This window comes from Clostridiaceae bacterium, assembly GCA_012840395.1.
Taxonomy (GTDB): domain Bacteria; phylum Bacillota; class Clostridia; order Acetivibrionales; family DULL01; genus DULL01.
Map to the genome: position 1 here is coordinate 75,296 of DULL01000034.1, position 18,397 is coordinate 93,692.

Here is an 18,397-nt window from a genome sequence, read left to right on the forward strand (position 1 = left end):
ATAGATAACCGGAATCATCATAAAGCGGAGGGATATTATGGTTGCAAATAATAGCAAAAGCAGGAAAATAGGAATAATAGATGTAGCTATATTAGTTGCTATACTCGCTGTTGTTGTAGGAGTAGGATATAGATATGTTAAGGGTAAGGCTGCTAGTTCTAATACTGTTAAAACACAGGATTTAATAATTGAGTATTACTGCGAAGAAGTTCCTGAATCGGCGGCCAAAGCTATAAAAGTAGGAGACCCGGTAAGAGAATCCCTTCAAAATGCCAGCTTTGGAAATGTTACCGATATTGTGGTTGACAAGTCGGTTTCATGGGCGAGAAATATCAAGGGTGAATTGGTAAAGACAACCAGAGAAGGTTATGCATCCGTTACCATTACAATGAATGGAAAAGGTGTAATAGGAAGCAATGGCGTAACAATAGATAAAGCTAATTATTATGTAGGACAGACGGTAACCCTCTACGTCGGGAATTCGATGATAAGTAATGGCAGAATTAGCGATATTAAGATAAAGGAGTAATTGATTTGAAAGTTGAGAGCGTAATCATAAGCTTTATTTTTTCAATATTATGCAAACTTCAGGATGCATATGAAAAATCATTTACTCATAGTCTCCTGGAGGGTTTTGCCAGTAAGTTCAAAAATTTTCTTGAATATAGTTTAATCTGGAGATTTATACGAAAAAAAGGGAAGATTGCCCAAAGTTGGGAGAATAGCTATACTTTGGGATTACTAAATAAATTAATTAATTTACCTTCAAGCTTATTGAGACGTGTTTACATAAAATATCAGAAAATTTTTGATGCAAGTATTTTTATAAGAGTACTAAAATTTTTTGTCAGCAAATACACTCTAATCTTGGGTGCCTGTCTTATAATAACTGTAATTATACCTGACAGTTACTGGTATAATAAATATAGTGTAATGATGGCTCTGGTTTTAGTCCTGTTATTTTTAATCAAGACGATTTTAGAGGATAAACAAAGTTTCAAAATAAAGACTTTGGAACTGCCAATTTTTATTTTCTGGCTGTCGGTTATCCTGGGAACAGTTAATTCAGTCATACCGAGACTTAGTTTAAGCTATCTTTTGTTGTATGTTATTTCTGCAATATTTCTTATACTCATAATCAGTTCTTCCTCCTTTTTTAAGGAGCTAAATATAATGGTGGATTTATTGCTGGTGGGAGTAACTTTCACAGCGCTTTACGGCATATACCAGTGGAAATTTATAGGGATACCTGTAAATCCCTCGATTACAGATACAAGGCTAAATCCAGGCCTCTCCAGAATATCTTCTACTATGGGTAATGAAAATGTATACGGAGAACTTCTTGTTTTAACACTACCCTTTTTTGTAACGGCAATTATTAATGCAAAAACTCTTATTAAGAGGCTTGTTTTCTCAGCAATGATAATACCTGTTGTAATTGCATTATTTCTAACAGGATCACGTTCTGCATGGATTTCTTTTGCAGTTTCTATATTCGTCTTTGTGTTTTTAATAAATAGAAAACTATTGCCCCTTGCTATACTGGCAGGAGCTTTGGCGGTTCCTTTGCTTCCTGATGTAATTTACAGAAGGATTATGACATTGTTTAACCCGAATGAAAATTCACTAAATTATAGATCTTTGATAATCCGGCATGTCAAGCCTATGCTCATGGACTATTGGGTTTCAGGAGTTGGATTGGGAATAAATGCATTTAGTTCGGTCTTTAAAAGGTACCTTTCTTTTGGACTCACTTCTGCAGTCCATACCCACAATCTGTATCTCCAGATATGGCTGGAAGCGGGGATATTATCCATAGCTTCATTTATCTGGTTTTTATTCAGACTGTTCAAAAACAGCGTGACAAGAATTTTCAAGCATGTAGGACAGAGTGATGCTAAAAATACACTTATAGCCGGAGTATCGGCTTTATTTGGTATACTTGTCATGGGACTGGCTGATCATGTATGGTTTTATAATAGATTAATGCTCATGTTCTGGGTTGTTGTAGGTATTATTCTCACATGTCTGAACATATTGGGCAAAGAGGGAGAGTATAGTGAAGGTAGCCACCCCCAAACAAATGAATCAAATTGACAGGATATCTATTGAGCAATTCGGAATACCAGGAATTGTACTTATGGAAAATGCAGCTTCCTGTGTTGTAAATGAGATTTCATCATTTATAGGTCAATTGCCTGGTAAGAGAGTTATAGTACTGGCAGGAAAAGGTAATAATGGCGGAGATGCCTTTGCTGTAGCCAGAAAGCTATTTAATAAGGGAGCAGAAATCAGGCTTTTTGTTACAGCAAAGAAAGAGGAAATTACAGGAGATGCTGCAATAAATATAAGTATAGTAGAAAAAATAGACATTGAGTATGTAGAGATTATTTCAGAAGAACAGTTAGATCTGTTAAAAGATAGTTTAAATCATGGAGATTTGGTAGTAGATGGTTTGCTCGGAACAGGTTTAAAAGGTAATGTAACCGGAATTGTTGCAAAGATAATTGATCTGGTAAATTTTTCGAGATTACCTGTAATCGCCATAGATATACCTTCAGGTATAAATGGTGAAACAGGAAAAGTAATGGGTGTGGCTGTTAAAGCTCACAGAACAGTTACTTTCGGGCTTCCAAAACCGGGTTTGCTGATACATCCCGGTTGTGAATATACAGGCAAACTGGTGACTGCTGATATCGGAATACCTCGCAAAGTTGTTGACAGCATGAATATTAAATTAAATACCATTGAGGAAAGCCTTGTTTCTAAAATATTGCCTTTAAGGCTTCCTGACACTAATAAAGGGAACTATGGCAGAATTTTTGTAATTGGCGGTTCCAACGGCATGACGGGAGCAGGGGGACTTACAGCAGCCAGTGCTTTAAGAGCAGGGGCAGGGCTGGTATATTTAGGGCTTCCCTCATTAATAGCTAATAAATACAATCCTCCTCTATTGGAAATTATTACAATACCTATTGAAGATAATAAAAGCGGATACTTCACAAAAGATGGTATACCCACAGTAGTAAAACAAATGGAAAACATGACTGTAACTGTTATCGGACCGGGATTATCTACAAAAGGCGACGCGGTTGAATTATTAGATGCAATTGCAGAGCATGCAAAAATGCCTATTATAATAGATGCTGATGGATTAAATGCACTGGCGCTTAATTTAAATATTTTGAAAAAGCTAAAAGTACCGACTGTTATTACACCACATCCGGGAGAAATGTCACGTCTTACAGGAATAAGTGTGCAGGAAGTGCAAAATAACAGAATTGATATTACCCGTGATTTCGCTGCAAAGTGGAAAGTTATTACGGTATTAAAAGGTTCCAGGACAATAGTTGCTTTACCGGATGGGGAGGCCTATATTAATCTTACAGGTAATCCGGGTATGGCAACAGCAGGTTCCGGAGATGTATTAACAGGTATTATTGCCGGTTTGATAGGCCAGGGTATTAAACCTGAAGAGGCTGCCATAGCAGGTGTATATCTCCATGGCTTTGCAGGAGACCGGGTAGCGGATGTTAAAGGAATATACGGACTGATTGCAAGTGATATTATAAATGAACTTCCATACGCCATAAAAGCTGTTAAAGAAGGCACATAGTATGTAATATACTTTTAATTTGACCTATGTATATAAACAAATATATAATTATATACATATTAGTAGGTATGTTAAAAAATTATAAATGAAACATAACCATTGATTATCATTCAACAGTAGTATTATTCATGGAAAATGAAGCATAATAATATGTAATATTATTACTTTATTAGCTTTATTAGTATTTTGCTGTTCGAATGAAGAAAGTGGGGGTTAACATTGTCCGAACTTAAAAAAGTGCTAATCAGTATACCAGATAACTTATTAAAAGAGATTGATTCTATAGTTTCTGTAGAGAAGACTAACAGGAGTAGGTTCGTAAGAGAAGCTATGAAACTTTATATAAGAGAGAAAAGAAAAATTGAAATGAGGGATGTGATGAAGACAGGATACCAGGATATGGCTGAAATAAATTTAAAATTAGTAGAATTATGTTTTGATGCAGATTGTGAACAACAAATAAAATATGAAGAAAGACTTAGGGAGATGGAGAAGTATTGGTTATAAAAAGAGGAGATATTTTTTATGCAGACCTAAGTCCTGTAGTAGGTTCCGAACAAGGTGGTGTGCGGCCTGTATTAATTGTACAAAATGACACGGGTAACAAATATAGCCCTACAGTCATAGCAACAGCGATTACATCACAAATTAACAAGGCAAAACTGCCTACTCATATAGAAATAAGTGCAAAGGAATACGGTCTTGCAAAAGATTCAGTTATATTATGTGAGCAAATTAGAACTATAGATAAACGCCGGCTTCGTGAAAAGATAGGACACCTTGAAGATGATATTATGGAAAAAGTTAATGAAGCCTTAAGAATCAGTTTTGGTCTTACAGATATATAGGTAGGTAAGTTGTTGGGGGTTACATAAGATGAAATTTATAAGAAATACAGATTATATACATAAAATTATAGTATTAGCACTTTTTATCAGCACCTTGCTTTTAATACATATGGTTCAGGTAGTAAGCGCCATACCGGGAGAAGAAGACCCTCTGGTATTGAAAAGTTATCTGGACCAGGAAAATGCTAAATTAAACGAAGAAATAAAGAGACTTAACGATATAATAAATGAGCTTAATGTAAAAGCAGATAATCTGGTCAAAAAAAATGAAAGTTTGTCCGCAAAGCTGGAGGAATTATCTTCTGCAAGACAGTTTGAAGCTATTGAAGTGAAAGCCGGCAGTAAAGTAATGTTAGGAGCAAGTACTGAGATTGTTTTAAGATCGGGCAAAGCCACCGCTATTGCAGGTACATACGGAGGACTGGCAGATTTAGCTGCAGGAGTGGATTTACAGACAGGTGACAATGTTACCCCAAATCATTTGCTTCTCATTGCCAGAGACGATGGTAGGGGAATTGTTGCAGAAACTGATATATGGGTGTTGATTAAAGGAAAGTATACTATAGAAACTGATGAAGAAAAAGAGGAAGAATAATTATTTTCCTCTTATTCTTGTCCAAAGTGTTAGTAAAATAAACTTTGGAAGATCAAGCATGCGAATAAACCTTCTGGGCTCTCTGTATAGCCTGTAAAGCCATTCAAGCCCGTTCCGGCGGAAAAATTCAGGGGCAAGTTTCGCTTTTCCTGCAAATACGTCAAGGGTTCCGCCAACTCCTATACAAACTTTAACTTTAAGTTTTGATTTGTTTTCATGAATCCACTTTTCTTGTTTGGGTGCTCCCAGGGCGACTAAAAGAATATCAGCATTAGAAGAATTAATAGCCTCTATAATATCTGGTTCTTCTTCTTTTTTAAAATACCCATGGTGACACCCCGCAATTCTGACATTTGGATAGAGCTTTAATATATTTATCCCTGCTTCTTCGGCTATACCAGGTTTACTACCGAATAAAAAGACATTGACGGGTGTTTTTCCCGGAGATTCAAAAATATTCTTTACCAGGTCTATTCCTGATACTTTTTCAGGAAGAAAGCGTTTTAATATTTTCGATGCCAAAACCACGCCAGCCCCGTCTGCCACCAGCAGGTCTGCTTCATTTAGAATCTTTTTCAAATATGGGTCTCTCTGAGCCGCCATCATAATTTCTGAGTTGGGTGTATATATAGCATGTACACTAGCTTCTTGCAAGAAAGCTCTGGTTATTTTCAAGGCTTCATCCATTGTAACTTTATCTACAAATACTCCAATTATATCTGCTGTGTTTCTCATAAGCTTAAGTCCTCCTGATTAACTCAACGGCAATTCTGGCATTTTCAAGGGCTTTATCTTTCAAAACTTCTACATTTAATTCAAGCTGCTTTTTAATTTCCAACCTGTTTTCCCATACTTTCTCAGCCAATTCCTTTAAATTACCGAAATCAAGGTTGGTAACATGGCCTGCTGAGGGTTGATTTATATATTCTAAAAAGCCCTTTATTTTAGGTTCATATACCAAGCCAATTATTGGTATACTCAAACTTGCTGCGAATATAAGAGCATGAAGTCTCATACCAATAAATATATCCATTTTGCTAATAATTCCTAAAGTCTGCTCAACAGAATATTTATTCTTAATTATATAGCCTTTTTCTTTCATTTTTGATACAACATCTTCTATTATATAAATGTCATCAGGATAGTGCATGGGAATAAATACAGTTTTAACACTGTACTTACGGGATAAGTGGTCTGCTACCTGAGCAATTACTTCAACATATTTTTCATGCCCTTGCCATTCTCTCACAGAAAAGCCTATATAGGGTCCAGAGGAAGGTATTCCTTCCCTGAAGAAAATATTGTCTGCTTCCTCCAGGGGACATGCTGTTATTGCCAGCGCCGGGTCAGCAGTTACTTCAATTCTTGGTTTATTTATATTTAAAGTTTTAAGTTCCTGTAAGGAAAGCTTTTCTCTTAATGTAATAACATCAACCTGATTTAATATTTTTTGGGTAAGTTTTTTATTTGTTCCTTTGTTTAACGGGCCAATACCATTTGCATAAAACATAACCTGCATATGCCTTTTTTTTGCCATCCAGATTGTACTAAGGTAATAGAGAAGTGATCTGGTGCTTGTGTTGTCCTGGATTATGTTACCTCCGCCGTACAAAAACAGCCTGGCATTTTTCATTATCCGGAATATATGCAATAGGCTTATACGGTTAATGGAATCAACTCCATAAATCATTTTTGTTTCAGCCGGATCCTTGGACAGAACCATGAGCCTTATATTGTTTTTATATTGACGAAGATTGTTTATTACTGCCATCAGCATTGCGTCATCGCCAATATTTCTGAATCCGTAATAGCCTGAAATAATAACATCGTATTTTTGCTGTAAATATAAAGTATTCTTATTATTTTTTATTATGTTTTCGGATTCGGTTCTTTCAAGTATTTTTTTGTAAATATCAAGCTGTGTTTTGCACATATTATCAAGGGAGAAAAGGGTGCTGGCCTTTTGATATATATTCCTGCCCATTTCATCCCTTTTATCTTTATCATCTGCAAGTTCCAGTATATATTCCGACAGCTTATTATAATCTCCCGGATTGAACAGATATCCATTAATATTATGGTCAATAAGATCCGGAATGCCTCCTACGCAGCTGCTTATAGTGGCTTTTTTAAATCTTGCTCCTTCCAGAATAGAATAAGGAAAGCTCTCACTTATTGATGTAAGTACACTTATATCCACATTACTCATAAGTTCATAGGGATCATTCAGCCATCCGAGGAAGAATACATTATTGGTAATTCCCAGAGCCTGGACCTTTTTCTCAAGGGATTTACGGTCTTCACCATCTCCTCCGATGAGGAATTTAACTTTTGGATTTTTTTCTGACACAATTTTTGCCGCGTCAATTAAAGTCCCAATTCCTTTTACTGGATATAGCCTTGCTGCAATTCCTACGAGAATATCTTCGCTGCTTAAGTTCAAATTATATTTCTTTGAAAGTTCTTCTCTGGAATAACTATTTAAGGGTTTATTAAAATCCATTCCATTATATAAAACAAATATTCTTTCAGAAGGGAATTTGCGCCTAATAAGCATGTCTCTGAAATTGCCGGATACTCCTATATAATACCCTATAAACCGCAGCGCCACAGTGTTAATTGAACCAAAAACAAGCCTTTTTACCAGGCTGTGCATATAGTCAAGCTTATAATCACTATGTACTGTGGTTACAGTAGGAACCTTTACAAAGAGCCTGATAATAAGTGAAATCATATTGGCTTTTGCACCATGGGAGTGAATTATTTCATAACCCCCTGTTCTGATAATGTTTAATACTCTTTTTATATCTGAAAAGATGTTTCCGGTTTTAACCACTTCTATATCTATACCCATAGATAGGGCATCTTCTGAAAAAGGTCCTGGCCTGAAACTTATTATTTTAACATCGATATATTTGCTTAACTCCTTGACCAGGGATAAAACGTGGACTTTTGCCCCGCCAATATCCCCACCACCGATTAAATGTAGGACTTTCATTGTACAACCGCCAATCTGCCACTTGCTTTTATAATTGTTTATTATTAATATGGCTTAAAATATTGATATATAAAGTTTAAGTTACCATATGGATATTGTCAATTTAAATTATATTTCAGCAATATTCTGGCCTGAGTACTGCATACGGTAAGTATTTGGCGATTTCCCGCAAATATTTTTAAAAGCGTAATGAAAATTCTGATAATTTTGATAGCCAACCCTCTTTGCAATTTCATTTATTGGTAAAGAGGAGTGGAGTAATAGTTTTTTTGCTTCATCTATACGGACTTCAGTAAGATAGGAAGAGAAATTTTTACCGGTTGTTTTCTTAAATAAATAACTTAAGTAACTGTAATTAATAAAGTTGGCATCTGCTATCTTATTAAGTTTTAAATCACTTTCTGTATAATTTTCACGTATATACAGCTTCACCTGGTTTACTATACGGGTGCTGTCAACGTTGCATAAATTGATTGCTTCTGCAAGAAAGCTTTCTGTCATATCCACAATATATTTATTATAATCTGCAAGATGTCTGAATTTAGGGATCGGAACAGGAATAAATGCGTCCTCATTCTTGCCACTAATCGACATACTGGTACGTTTTACGAAATTAAGTAAGGTGCCGTAAAAAGTATGTACTGCTGCCGGGGTGGTATGATTTTTCATGGCTAATATATATTTATATATATTTTCACAGTAATTGGAATAACTTTCTATATCAAGCTGCAAAAGAACAGGTGGAAGAATCTTTTTTGAATCATTCAATAAGGATGAAAAATCCTCACTTGCATGTTCGCTCCTGGAAGCAATACGGAAAAACGTGGACTCTGTCGTGAAAAAAACTTCCTCCTGGAAACTATTAAATGATTTCAAATAATCGGAGTGTGCTCCTGAAAGACCTGTAAAAGCCTGAGTAAGACCTATAATCACAGGCATACCTGTAATACCTGCAAATTTCTTTGTTAACAGATTGAAATCTATATTATGTATCGGAGAATCCATAACAAGGACAAGACAATCTTCCTGTCTGAAAATATTGGCACATTTTAGTTCATCAGTACAGTAAGAGGCAATTGTATCAATATGGCTCTTAGAACAAGGAGTATAAGTAAAATGTTCATTAAGCTGTGTACATATCTGTATATAACATAAATGAAAACTATAATTATACAATAACTCATCATAAAATTCAGGCTTGTCCTTTCCCTGGCGTATGAACCCGTCACATACGGCTTCTCTTATGATTTGAGATTTCAGAGAACTTAAATGATGCTGGATATCGAGCTGCAACTTGGTACGATTCCTATGTTCTTCCATCATGCTATAAATAGAGGTACGTACTAGTCTGAGGGCTTCTGATAGCTCGTTGTCATCTATAGGTTTTAGTAAATAGCGAAAAACACCTAATTGAAGGGCTTTTTGAGCATACTTAAACTGATCATGGGCAGAAAGGATTACAAACTTGGCATAGGGTAATCTGTCGCGCAGGGCATCAATAAGCTCCAGGCCTGATAAACCGGGCATTTCAATATCTACGATAACCAGATGGGGCTGGAGAGTTGGCGCCATGGCCAATGCCTCCTCAGAATCGGAAAAAGCTCCAGCAACGGTAAAACCATTGGCTTCCCAGTCAATGATTTTTAGTAGTCCTCTAAGTATTAATTCTTCATCGTCAATAAGTATGACTTTTAGCATAATTTCTAGACCACTCCTTCAAGAACTGGGAATTTTAGTATAACAGTGGTACCTTTTCCAGGGGAACTTTCTATTTGCAGTGCATATTTTTCGCCGAATGCCAGTTTTAAACGGTCATTTACGTTTATAATCCCTATGGATGAGCCTCCCCTCGGTTCATAGGGTGAAGCAGAAAGTTCCCTGCGAAGTGCCATCAGTTTTTCTTCAGACATCCCAACACCATTGTCAGAAATAATAAAACAAATATCCTCACCGTCCCGGTAACCGGTCATATGTATTTTACCGCCGGACTTCATAGAACGTACTCCATGGGTAAAAGCATTCTCCAGCAATGGTTGTAATATCAGTTTTAGAGTACGATATTTTAAAATGCTTTCATCAACATCAATTTTTATATCATACCGGTCTTTAAACCTGAAACTCTGGATACTGAGATAGTCGTTAACATGTGCCATTTCCTGGTATATATATACCTGTTGATTCAAGCCGTCAGGACTAATTGTATACCGAAATGTATCTGATAAGGTTTTTATCTGCGTAGCAACTTCCTGGCAATTATTTTCAAGAGCTACCATTCGTATGCTCTCAAGTGTATTGTAAAGAAAATGAGGATTTATCTGGCTTTGCAGGGCATGAAGCTCGGCTTCCTTCTGACGCAGATTCAATTCTGAGATATCCAGTCTCAAATGCTGAATACTATCAATCATATTATTAAGCTCTTTTCCTATCATGCTTATTTCATCATTGTATTTTACCGGGAAACGGCTGTGTAGCTGGCCTTTTTTCACTGCATCCATAGTCTGGCACATTTCACGGATACGAGTATATATACTCACAGTCGGGAACCTGAGAAGCAGGAAAAAAACCAATACACTAAATATTATTAATAGCATGAATAGAGTTTGATAAGGCTTTGCAGGGGCAAGTACTTTTTCCAGGGGAACAGTGATTGTAACCACCCAGCCCATATTATTCATGCGCATATTCATCACCAGGAGATTACCTCTTTTTGAAGATTTTATGTAATATCCTGTTTCAGGAGGTTCGGTGAACACAGGAGTTTTATATTCTTCTGGTGAAGCTGCAGGCATGCTGCATACCAGGTTCCCATTATAGTCTGATACAGTAAAAACTGAATCCACAACTTTTAAATTATAATATTTCTGAAAAATATTTGTGATAAAAGTCGGGCTGACATTGATGACGATAAGGGATTTTTCCAGCGTCACAAGGTCTAAATTCGGTACAGGCATAACATAGTGCAGGATACCATTTCTAATAAAGTTTTCCCTGGAAGGCAATATGTATTTAGGTGAATAGATAGTGTAGTTATTTTTGAAAATGGTAGATACAAATTCAGCAATATCCTCTTCTGTCATTGATGGATCAGGTTCAATGCAAATATAGTCTTCTTCATTTTTTATTAAGTAAGCACTTTTGGAAAAGGGTATAGTAGTATTTACCTCGTAATTGAACAAACGGGTGAAAGTTGACCTTACTGAAGCTTTGGCGCTGGAAGAAGTATCACTGTATAAATACCTTTGAACATTTTGACTTCTTATTATATTAGATACCGAATCTTCCATTTCATCAAGAGAGTTGGATATATCGTTGCTGATCATAACAATTGTTTGAAAATTATTATACAATATTTGCTTAATGAGAGCCTTCATCATAAGAGAATAAAGTATTACTATAATAAATAAAAAAGCAAAAACTATCGGAAGGAAAGTGATTAACACTCTCTCTCGTAATTTCATATTGGGGAAGAACACAAAGTTCTTGAACTTATGCATATCAGCACCTCGTTGACATTACATAAAAAATATACCATGTGTATGAGATAAAGTCAAATTGCATAAATATTGGATTGATTTATCCAAAAATTTAATATTAATTGCTAAAATCTTTTGATTGAGATTTATAAATAAGAAATGTTACATTTAATGAGGACTAATAATTAACCGTTATTTATAATATTTATTTTATGAAAGTTGTTTATTACCAATATTACTATTAACAGAGTTTAAGCAATAATTGTTGGCAGTATTATTTTAACCGTATCATAACAGTATTGTGTAAGTTCCTAAAGTGTAAAGCGTTCTGAAGTTGAAATTAGTAATTATAGTAACTCCTTAATACGATGAAGCAATATTTTTGTTCCTGTTGTTTTTAATAAAAACAAAATAAGAGCAAACTGTCTTAAACTGACAGATAACGGCCAATAACTGCTCAATAAATAAGCAGGAAGCTGCTTACATATAAATAAAAAAATAAGGAGGTAAACTATGAAAAAAAGAATTTTTGCAATACTGCTGTGCCTTTGCATGATAGTTGCTTGTTTTGCAGGTTGCGGCGGTAAGAAGGCAAATGATTCAAATGTACCTTCAACATCAGGAGGAGACAAAACCAGCACAGGAGACTCTGCTCCAAATTACAGCGGACGTGTATTGGATGTATTATTCATGGTTGGTGGACAGCGCCAGATGGCAGACCCCATTCTTGCCAAACTGGAAGAAGTGCTTCCCGGGCTTGAAACCAAAGTGGTATACGATCATAATGCAGCTGACATTTTAAGAAGCCGTGTTATGGCAAATGATGCTCCTGATATTTTCGACGTTAATGCTGGTATGTATGACTACTATGCTGCCATCGAAGAGGGAGTTATGAAGCCCCTTGATTTTCTCTATGATGTTCCCTGTGTAGATGACCCGTCAAAGACTTTAGGAGATATTTTAAACTTCTCAATGATGACATTTGGTTATGTTGACGGTAAACACTACTGTATAAGCGATACTGTTTATACTTCAGGACTTTGGTATGATGCCAACATGTTCAGAGAAATGGGATGGGAAGTACCTGAAACCTGGGATGAGTTTGTAGCTCTCGGAGAAAAGGCAAAAGCTGCAGGCAAATACCTACTTTGCTATTCAACAAAATATGGTCAGGAATATTTCTACAACTACTGGTTTAATCCATTGGTATGCTCAATTGATATTAACGCATTTGGTAAATTGCAGCGTTTAGAGGAAAATGCTTATAGTGATCCTGCAATCAGAGAAGCTTTGGAAAGAACCAAAATGCTTATTGATAAAGGATATGTAGACACTGTTTCCGGTACTCTGGAAATTACAGAAACCCAGATGGAATTCTGTAATGGAAATGTAGTGTTCTATCCCTGCGGTTCCTGGCTGGAAGCTGAAATGGAAGGCAACTGGCCGGACGATTTTGAACTTACTTATATGCCTTTCCCCGCAAATAAGAAAGGAGATCCTTCTTACCTGGCTGTTGCAGGTGTTGTTAGTGCTGTATCTGCAACCACTAAGAATGAAGATCTTGTAAAAGAATACTACCGTTATATGCTTTCTCATAAGGAAACTACCAGAAAAGTAGTAGAAATTACAATGAATGGACTTGCAATTGCTGATTTTGCAAAGAATTTCGGTGATTTGCTGCCACATTCAGTATCTTCATCATGGGCTGCAATTGACGCAGGAAAATGTATAGGTATCCGTGATTTGTCAAGGTCCTTCTATCCTGGAGTCAGAGATGTTATCACAAATTCAATCACTGCTTTTAACGCAGGAGAATTAGATGTAGATGGATACATTAAAGCACTGAATGAATTCTATAATAAAACACGCAATGATGATTCCATAATTAAGCGCGACTATGATATGTCAGCAATTATGAAAGCATTATCAGAGTACAATGCAAAAAAATAAATTATATCCATGGACTATAGAATAGGCTAGGACATTAAACTAAGACAATTGACTAGTAGCACGATGTAGTTTGGAAAATTTCAAGAGGTGCGGGTAAGAAATGTCTCGCACCTCTTGAAAAATTGCTGCTAAACATAAAGCCGCTTAACACAAGAAGGGAAGAAGGGAGGTAACCGAAGGATTTATTTCGGAATATATATGAGCAATATTTTTTCAAAAATCAAAAGTAATATTTCAGCGCAACAATCTGGTGAATTAGCAGCTTATTCAACTATGCGGAGCCGTAAAACACAACGAAATATTTTTCTGGCTATGACCATATTACCAGGATTGCTGCTATACACGATTTTTCGTTTCATTCCTGCATTTATCGGTCTTGGAATAAGCGCCTTTGACTGGAAAGGCGTTACCCTTAATATGAAGTTTGTGGGTTTTGGCAATTATGAAAGACTTATTCAGGATAAGGAATTTTTAATTTCAGTTTATAACCATATGTATTTATTTGTTTTTAATACATTAATTGTTTTTTCACTTGCGATTGCATTATCGGTGCTTTTGACAAGTAATAATCTGAGGGAAAGAAATTTTTACAGGGTTATGTTTTTCTTTCCTACTGTTGTACCGGCAGTTATCATTAATATTTTGTGGATGAGTGTTTATAATCCGAATATAGGTATGTTAAATGGTATTCTTGAGTTGATTGGCTTGACTGGGAAAAATTGGCTGGGAGATGGCAAAATTGTAAAGAATTCAATACTTTTTGTTATGGTGTGGAGGTCATTGGGATTCTATATGGTGCTATTTATGGCAGCCATATTAAATATTCCAGTATCGTTATTTGAAGCAGCTCATATAGATGGCTGTACAGGAATTAGAAAAGTATTTAAAATCACCATACCTCTTATGTGGGAACAGGTAAGAACTGCCCTGATGTTCTTTGTAGTTACATCCTGCGGAGTTGGTTTCAATGTAGTCTTCATGATGACCAAAGGCGGGCCTAATCTTGCATCGGAAATTATGACAACGTATATGTACAGAATATCCTTTGGAGGTCAAAGCAGGTTTGGTTATGCATCTGCTGTGGCAATGGCTATTTTATTTATTACAACTACTCTTACACTGATAATTATGAAGGTTACCGAGCGTGAATCATTTGAAATGTAGGGAGGTACAGATTAATGAAAAAAATAAGATCGGCTAAGAGAACTCAAAGGTTAATAAATGGTATAGTACGCATCCCTATGATTCTTTATCTTACCAGTATTGTTGTTCCTTTTTTCTTCATGCTTATGAACTCATTTAAAAGCAATAGGGAGTTTTATAGTAACTTTTGGAGTATACCTCAAAAGCTTCTTATAGAAAACTATGCTAAAGGTCTGGAGTTATCGGGAATTTTATACCTTTTTAAAAATACTGTTTATGTGGTAATTTTTGCGTCAATAATAAATATTTTTTTCGCTTCAATGCTTTCATATTCCATATCCAGGACTGGTTTTAAGTATTCCGGTGCATTATATAAATATCTTCTTATAGGAATGCTTACACCAGGTATTATATGTATAATTCCTGTGTTCTTTGTAGTTAGGGTTTTAGGTTTGTATAACACAAGGGAAGCGCTTATCATAGTGTATTCGGCTTTTAACATGTCCTTTTCGGTTTTTGTAATGTACTCTTTCTTTAAAACTCTTCCCAAAGATTTGGAAGAATCAGCATATATCGATGGTGCAACCTACTTTCAGACATTTTGGAAGATAATGTTTCCATTGGCAAAACCCGGAATTATTACTATAGGTATTTTTGGATTTCTTGATTATTGGAATGATTACCTCTTGGCAATGGTTCTCGTAGTAGAAGAAAAATTAAAAACTGTATCTCAGGGAGTTATGAAAATGCAGGCAGCTCAAGCGGTAAAAACCGAGTGGGGCCCACTTTTTGCAGTTTGCATGATGGCAATGCTTCCGGTTCTCCTGGTATATGCTTTTGGTCAGAGTAAACTTACAGCAGGCCTCACCGCCGGAGCGGTAAAAGGGTAAAAAAATGTCCATGAATGGTAATGGACAGGAATTGCTTAATATATTGTTTAAGGCTATAATGATATAGAATAAATATATAAGGTGTTTTGAAATATTAGGTGTTTTATACAACATTGTTTTAGAAAGAATATTGAAGTAACAGACAGGCTGATAAAGGGCTGATTGGACTGATAATAACTAAATACCAGCCAGATTCATTGAAAAAAAGGGAGGTTTTTTTATGAGCAGTGATTTTAATTTTAAACCAGCAGATTTTTGTCCAATAAAGGACAGAGAGCTTCTGGAGAGATTGGCCAGGATGACCCCGGAGGAAATAGAAAAACATCCAAATCCTGATGTTAGAATAAAGATTTTAGATAACTATGGTTCTGTAGTACTTGCTGAAAAATTTATGGGCATAAAGGAATCTTTTGAACAGAACAAGAAGTTTTCAACAATATTTGGTAACCCAAATCCAAATTCCCATATGCCTCTGGCTGAACTAATTAATATTAACCGTATTGATTGTAAAAACTGCGTTTTTATTACAATGGATGAATGGGCGGACCAGGATGGAAATATAGCGCCAATTACATACAGAAAAGGATTTACTTATTCTTTCTTTAAATATTTTATAAACAAGATTGATCCTGAACTTCGTCCTTTGCCTGAAAATATTCTTTATCCTACAAATGAAAATATCAGCTATTATTCTGATCTGATTGATGAAAAGACAGATGGAGGAATTGACCTGTTTACATCTGGACCGGGATGGGCAGGACATATTGCTTTCATCGATCCGTGCCCTGAATATACTCAGGTAAACAGCATAGAGGAGTATTTGCAACAACCTGCCAAAATAGTTACCTTGCACCCATTGACAATTGTTCAGAATTCACTTCATGGTGTTTTTGGATGCTCAGGAAATATTGCAGATGTTCCACCAAAGGCTGCAACCATTGGTCCCAGAGATGTATTGCATGCAAAGAGGAGAATAGAGGGACATGGAATTAGTACAATGGGAACATTCTCATCGTGGCAGAGGATGGTCTCAAGATTGATAACCCATGGGCCTGTTACACCTATGGTACCTGGCTCTATTTATCAGGTATTACCATGTACTATATATCTTACTACCAATATTGCAAAACCCATTGAATGCCTGGAAACTGTAGGATATTAATTCATTATGGCACTTTATTTCAATACTAAATAAACAACAATATAAATGCATAAAATGTTATAATATAAACATCAATGGTATGGGAGGCCTGGCAATAGGCCTCCCATACTAAAGTTAACAAAGTAAACTTAAAGTTAGCATATAGTATTTGATTATGATATTTATATTAAAAAAACAGGAAGGGCCGGGAGGTTACAGGACGTGTATTTATTAGGTATTGATTTGGGGACAACAGGATGTAAGAGCATGGTTTTTGACCTGGGAGGCAAAATTCTTGGAGACCATTATATTGAGTATGATTTAATATTCACCCCTGAAGGTGTTGAACAAGATGCTAACCTTTGGTGGGAAAATATTAAGACAGCAGTTAGAACTGCAATTAATAAAGCGGGTATAGATGGGAAAAAAGTATTGGGCTTGTCTGTTAGTTCACAAGGGATTTCTTTTGTTCCGGTAGATAAGAATGGAAATACGTTAATGAACGCTATCAGTTGGTATGATTCAAGAGCTGTGGATGAAGCAGATCTTATTCGCAAGGATTATGACAATTTCCAGCTTTATTGCCGGACAGGCCGGCAGATAAGTTCTCTTGTTTTCCCTGAAGTAATGTGGCTGAAAAAGCACCGCCCGGAAATATATAAAAAAACCTATAAGTTCTTAATGGGCCTGGATTTTATAATATATCGCTTCTGTGGTGTATGTGCTACAGACTATACCATGGCAAGCGGTACTTTATGTTATGATGTTGTAAACCGCAAATGGATAGATGAATTATTCAAAGTTTATGATATTGATATGGACAAATTTCCTCAAGTTTGCTGCTTTGGTGATGTAGTAGGAAAGGTTATGCCGGATGTCGCAGTAGAATTAGGATTAAGTACCGAAACTAAAGTAGTTATGGGAGCACAAGATCAAAAAGTTGCCGCTATAGGAGCAGGCATAGACAATGGTGTTATAACATTATCCATGGGTACGGCCAGTGCCATATCTTCAATAACCAATAAACACTTGATCGATAATACAATGAAAACTGCATGTCATGGATTTGACCGCCAGCGTTGGATTATGGAAAACGCTGTGGGGACATCAGGTTCTGCGCTGAAATGGGTAAAGAATACAATGTTTTCCAACATGTCTTATAAAGAAATGGATGAGCTGGCTTCTCAGGCCCCTCCGGGTTCAAAGGGTGTATTCTTCTATCCGAGCCTGTACAAAGGAAATAGAAACAAAAATAACGGTACTTTATACGGATTAGGCCTGGAAACCACTCAAGGTGATATTATTCGTTCTGTACTTGAGGGTATAGCCTACAAAATAAAAGAGTGCATTGATAGCCATAGACAAATAAACGAAGATGTTCGCAATACTAAAGAAATACGTATATTTGGAGGTGGTGCCGTAAGTCCGGTATGGTGCCAGATTATATCAGATATAACAGATATGAAAGTTGTTGTGCCTCGAACTCACGAAACAGGAAATCTTGGAGCTGCCATTTGTGCAGGTATTGGAGCTGGAGTATATAAGAATCTCAAGGACGCTCAGCAGATAGCAGGAGGAGTCGGTTCAGTGTATATACCCAGAGAGGAGAACAGGGAAGTATACAGGAATGGATATGAAGCTTTTTTGGCATTAAAAGACATGCTTGAAAAGAATTAATGAATTAAATAATGCAATGCAAAAACACTGAAATAAATTTTGTAAACATAGATGATAAATAAAATC

General features: G+C 36.1%; 15 protein-coding genes. 11 read left to right on the forward strand and 4 right to left on the reverse strand.

Translation table 11 applies throughout. The features are described from left to right. The first annotated feature begins 37 nt into the window (after nt 1–37). From GXX20_04550 to GXX20_04575, 6 genes are all read left to right on the forward strand, one after another. A complete protein-coding gene (locus tag GXX20_04550) occupies nt 38–529 on the forward strand; it encodes a DUF4330 domain-containing protein (GenBank protein ID HHW30932.1) in 492 nt (163 codons plus the stop codon). A gap of 5 nt (nt 530–534) precedes the next feature. After that, a complete protein-coding gene (locus GXX20_04555) occupies nt 535–2,097 on the forward strand; it encodes a hypothetical protein (protein ID HHW30933.1) in 1,563 nt (520 codons plus the stop codon). Continuing rightward, nucleotides 2,060–3,616 (forward strand): NAD(P)H-hydrate dehydratase, encoded by a 1,557-nt coding sequence (locus GXX20_04560; GenBank protein ID HHW30934.1) that lies wholly within the window; start codon nt 2,060–2,062, stop codon nt 3,614–3,616. Before GXX20_04555 ends, GXX20_04560 begins: the two co-directional genes overlap by 38 nt. 219 nt (nt 3,617–3,835) lie before the next feature. After that, the gene (locus GXX20_04565) at nt 3,836–4,123 is read left to right on the forward strand and encodes a ribbon-helix-helix protein, CopG family (GenBank protein ID HHW30935.1); all 288 of its coding nucleotides are present in this window, start codon (nt 3,836–3,838) and stop codon (nt 4,121–4,123) included. Continuing rightward, the gene (locus tag GXX20_04570; protein ID HHW30936.1) at nt 4,114–4,464 is read left to right on the forward strand and encodes a type II toxin-antitoxin system PemK/MazF family toxin; all 351 of its coding nucleotides are present in this window, start codon (nt 4,114–4,116) and stop codon (nt 4,462–4,464) included. Before GXX20_04565 ends, GXX20_04570 begins: the two co-directional genes overlap by 10 nt. Before the next feature lie 28 nt (nt 4,465–4,492). Beyond that, nucleotides 4,493–5,059 (forward strand): hypothetical protein, encoded by a 567-nt coding sequence (locus tag GXX20_04575; protein ID HHW30937.1) that lies wholly within the window; start codon nt 4,493–4,495, stop codon nt 5,057–5,059. On the opposite strand, the gene GXX20_04580 is transcribed toward GXX20_04575, so the two are convergent. The 4 genes from GXX20_04580 to GXX20_04595 form a co-directional block, all read right to left on the reverse strand. Next, the gene (locus GXX20_04580; protein ID HHW30938.1) at nt 5,060–5,794 is read right to left on the reverse strand and encodes a WecB/TagA/CpsF family glycosyltransferase; all 735 of its coding nucleotides are present in this window, start codon (nt 5,792–5,794) and stop codon (nt 5,060–5,062) included. Nucleotides 5,795–5,798: 4 nt separating this feature from the next. Further along, nucleotides 5,799–8,057 (reverse strand): polysaccharide pyruvyl transferase CsaB, encoded by a 2,259-nt coding sequence (csaB, locus tag GXX20_04585; protein ID HHW30939.1) that lies wholly within the window; start codon nt 8,055–8,057, stop codon nt 5,799–5,801. Nucleotides 8,058–8,165: 108 nt separating this feature from the next. Further along, on the reverse strand, nt 8,166–9,755 hold the full coding sequence (locus GXX20_04590) for a response regulator (GenBank protein HHW30940.1): 1,590 nt from the start codon (nt 9,753–9,755) through the stop codon (nt 8,166–8,168). Between the two features lie 5 nt (nt 9,756–9,760). Continuing rightward, nucleotides 9,761–11,551 (reverse strand): sensor histidine kinase, encoded by a 1,791-nt coding sequence (locus GXX20_04595; protein HHW30941.1) that lies wholly within the window; start codon nt 11,549–11,551, stop codon nt 9,761–9,763. 492 nt (nt 11,552–12,043) lie between these two features. Between GXX20_04595 and GXX20_04600 the strand changes: the two genes are divergently transcribed. The 5 genes from GXX20_04600 (at nt 12,044) to GXX20_04620 (ending at nt 18,331) form a co-directional block, all read left to right on the forward strand. Continuing rightward, the gene (locus GXX20_04600) at nt 12,044–13,480 is read left to right on the forward strand and encodes an extracellular solute-binding protein (protein ID HHW30942.1); all 1,437 of its coding nucleotides are present in this window, start codon (nt 12,044–12,046) and stop codon (nt 13,478–13,480) included. Between the two features lie 198 nt (nt 13,481–13,678). Next, nucleotides 13,679–14,644 (forward strand): sugar ABC transporter permease, encoded by a 966-nt coding sequence (locus tag GXX20_04605; GenBank protein HHW30943.1) that lies wholly within the window; start codon nt 13,679–13,681, stop codon nt 14,642–14,644. 14 nt (nt 14,645–14,658) lie between these two features. Then, nucleotides 14,659–15,513, forward strand: coding sequence for a carbohydrate ABC transporter permease (locus GXX20_04610; GenBank protein HHW30944.1), 855 nt, complete (start codon nt 14,659–14,661; stop codon nt 15,511–15,513). A 220-nt stretch (nt 15,514–15,733) separates the two neighbouring features. Next, entirely contained in the window at nt 15,734–16,675 is a 942-nt protein-coding gene (locus GXX20_04615) for a hypothetical protein (GenBank protein ID HHW30945.1), read from the forward strand. Nucleotides 16,676–16,876: 201 nt separating this feature from the next. Continuing rightward, nucleotides 16,877–18,331, forward strand: a complete 1,455-nt coding sequence (locus GXX20_04620) for a hypothetical protein (GenBank protein HHW30946.1) — start codon at nt 16,877–16,879, stop codon at nt 18,329–18,331. Nucleotides 18,332–18,397 lie beyond the last annotated feature (66 nt).

Coding starts and splice junctions, on each gene's coding strand:
- GXX20_04550 (HHW30932.1), top strand. CDS start 38: ATGGTTGCAAATAATAGCAAAAGCAGGAAAATAGGAATAATAGATGTA.
- GXX20_04575 (HHW30937.1), top strand. CDS start 4,493: ATGAAATTTATAAGAAATACAGATTATATACATAAAATTATAGTATTA.
- GXX20_04580 (HHW30938.1), bottom strand. CDS start 5,794: ATGAGAAACACAGCAGATATAATTGGAGTATTTGTAGATAAAGTTACA.
- csaB (HHW30939.1), bottom strand. CDS start 8,057: ATGAAAGTCCTACATTTAATCGGTGGTGGGGATATTGGCGGGGCAAAA.
- GXX20_04590 (HHW30940.1), bottom strand. CDS start 9,755: ATGCTAAAAGTCATACTTATTGACGATGAAGAATTAATACTTAGAGGA.
- GXX20_04595 (HHW30941.1), bottom strand. CDS start 11,551: ATGCATAAGTTCAAGAACTTTGTGTTCTTCCCCAATATGAAATTACGA.
- GXX20_04600 (HHW30942.1), top strand. CDS start 12,044: ATGAAAAAAAGAATTTTTGCAATACTGCTGTGCCTTTGCATGATAGTT.
- GXX20_04605 (HHW30943.1), top strand. CDS start 13,679: ATGAGCAATATTTTTTCAAAAATCAAAAGTAATATTTCAGCGCAACAA.
- GXX20_04610 (HHW30944.1), top strand. CDS start 14,659: ATGAAAAAAATAAGATCGGCTAAGAGAACTCAAAGGTTAATAAATGGT.
- GXX20_04615 (HHW30945.1), top strand. CDS start 15,734: ATGAGCAGTGATTTTAATTTTAAACCAGCAGATTTTTGTCCAATAAAG.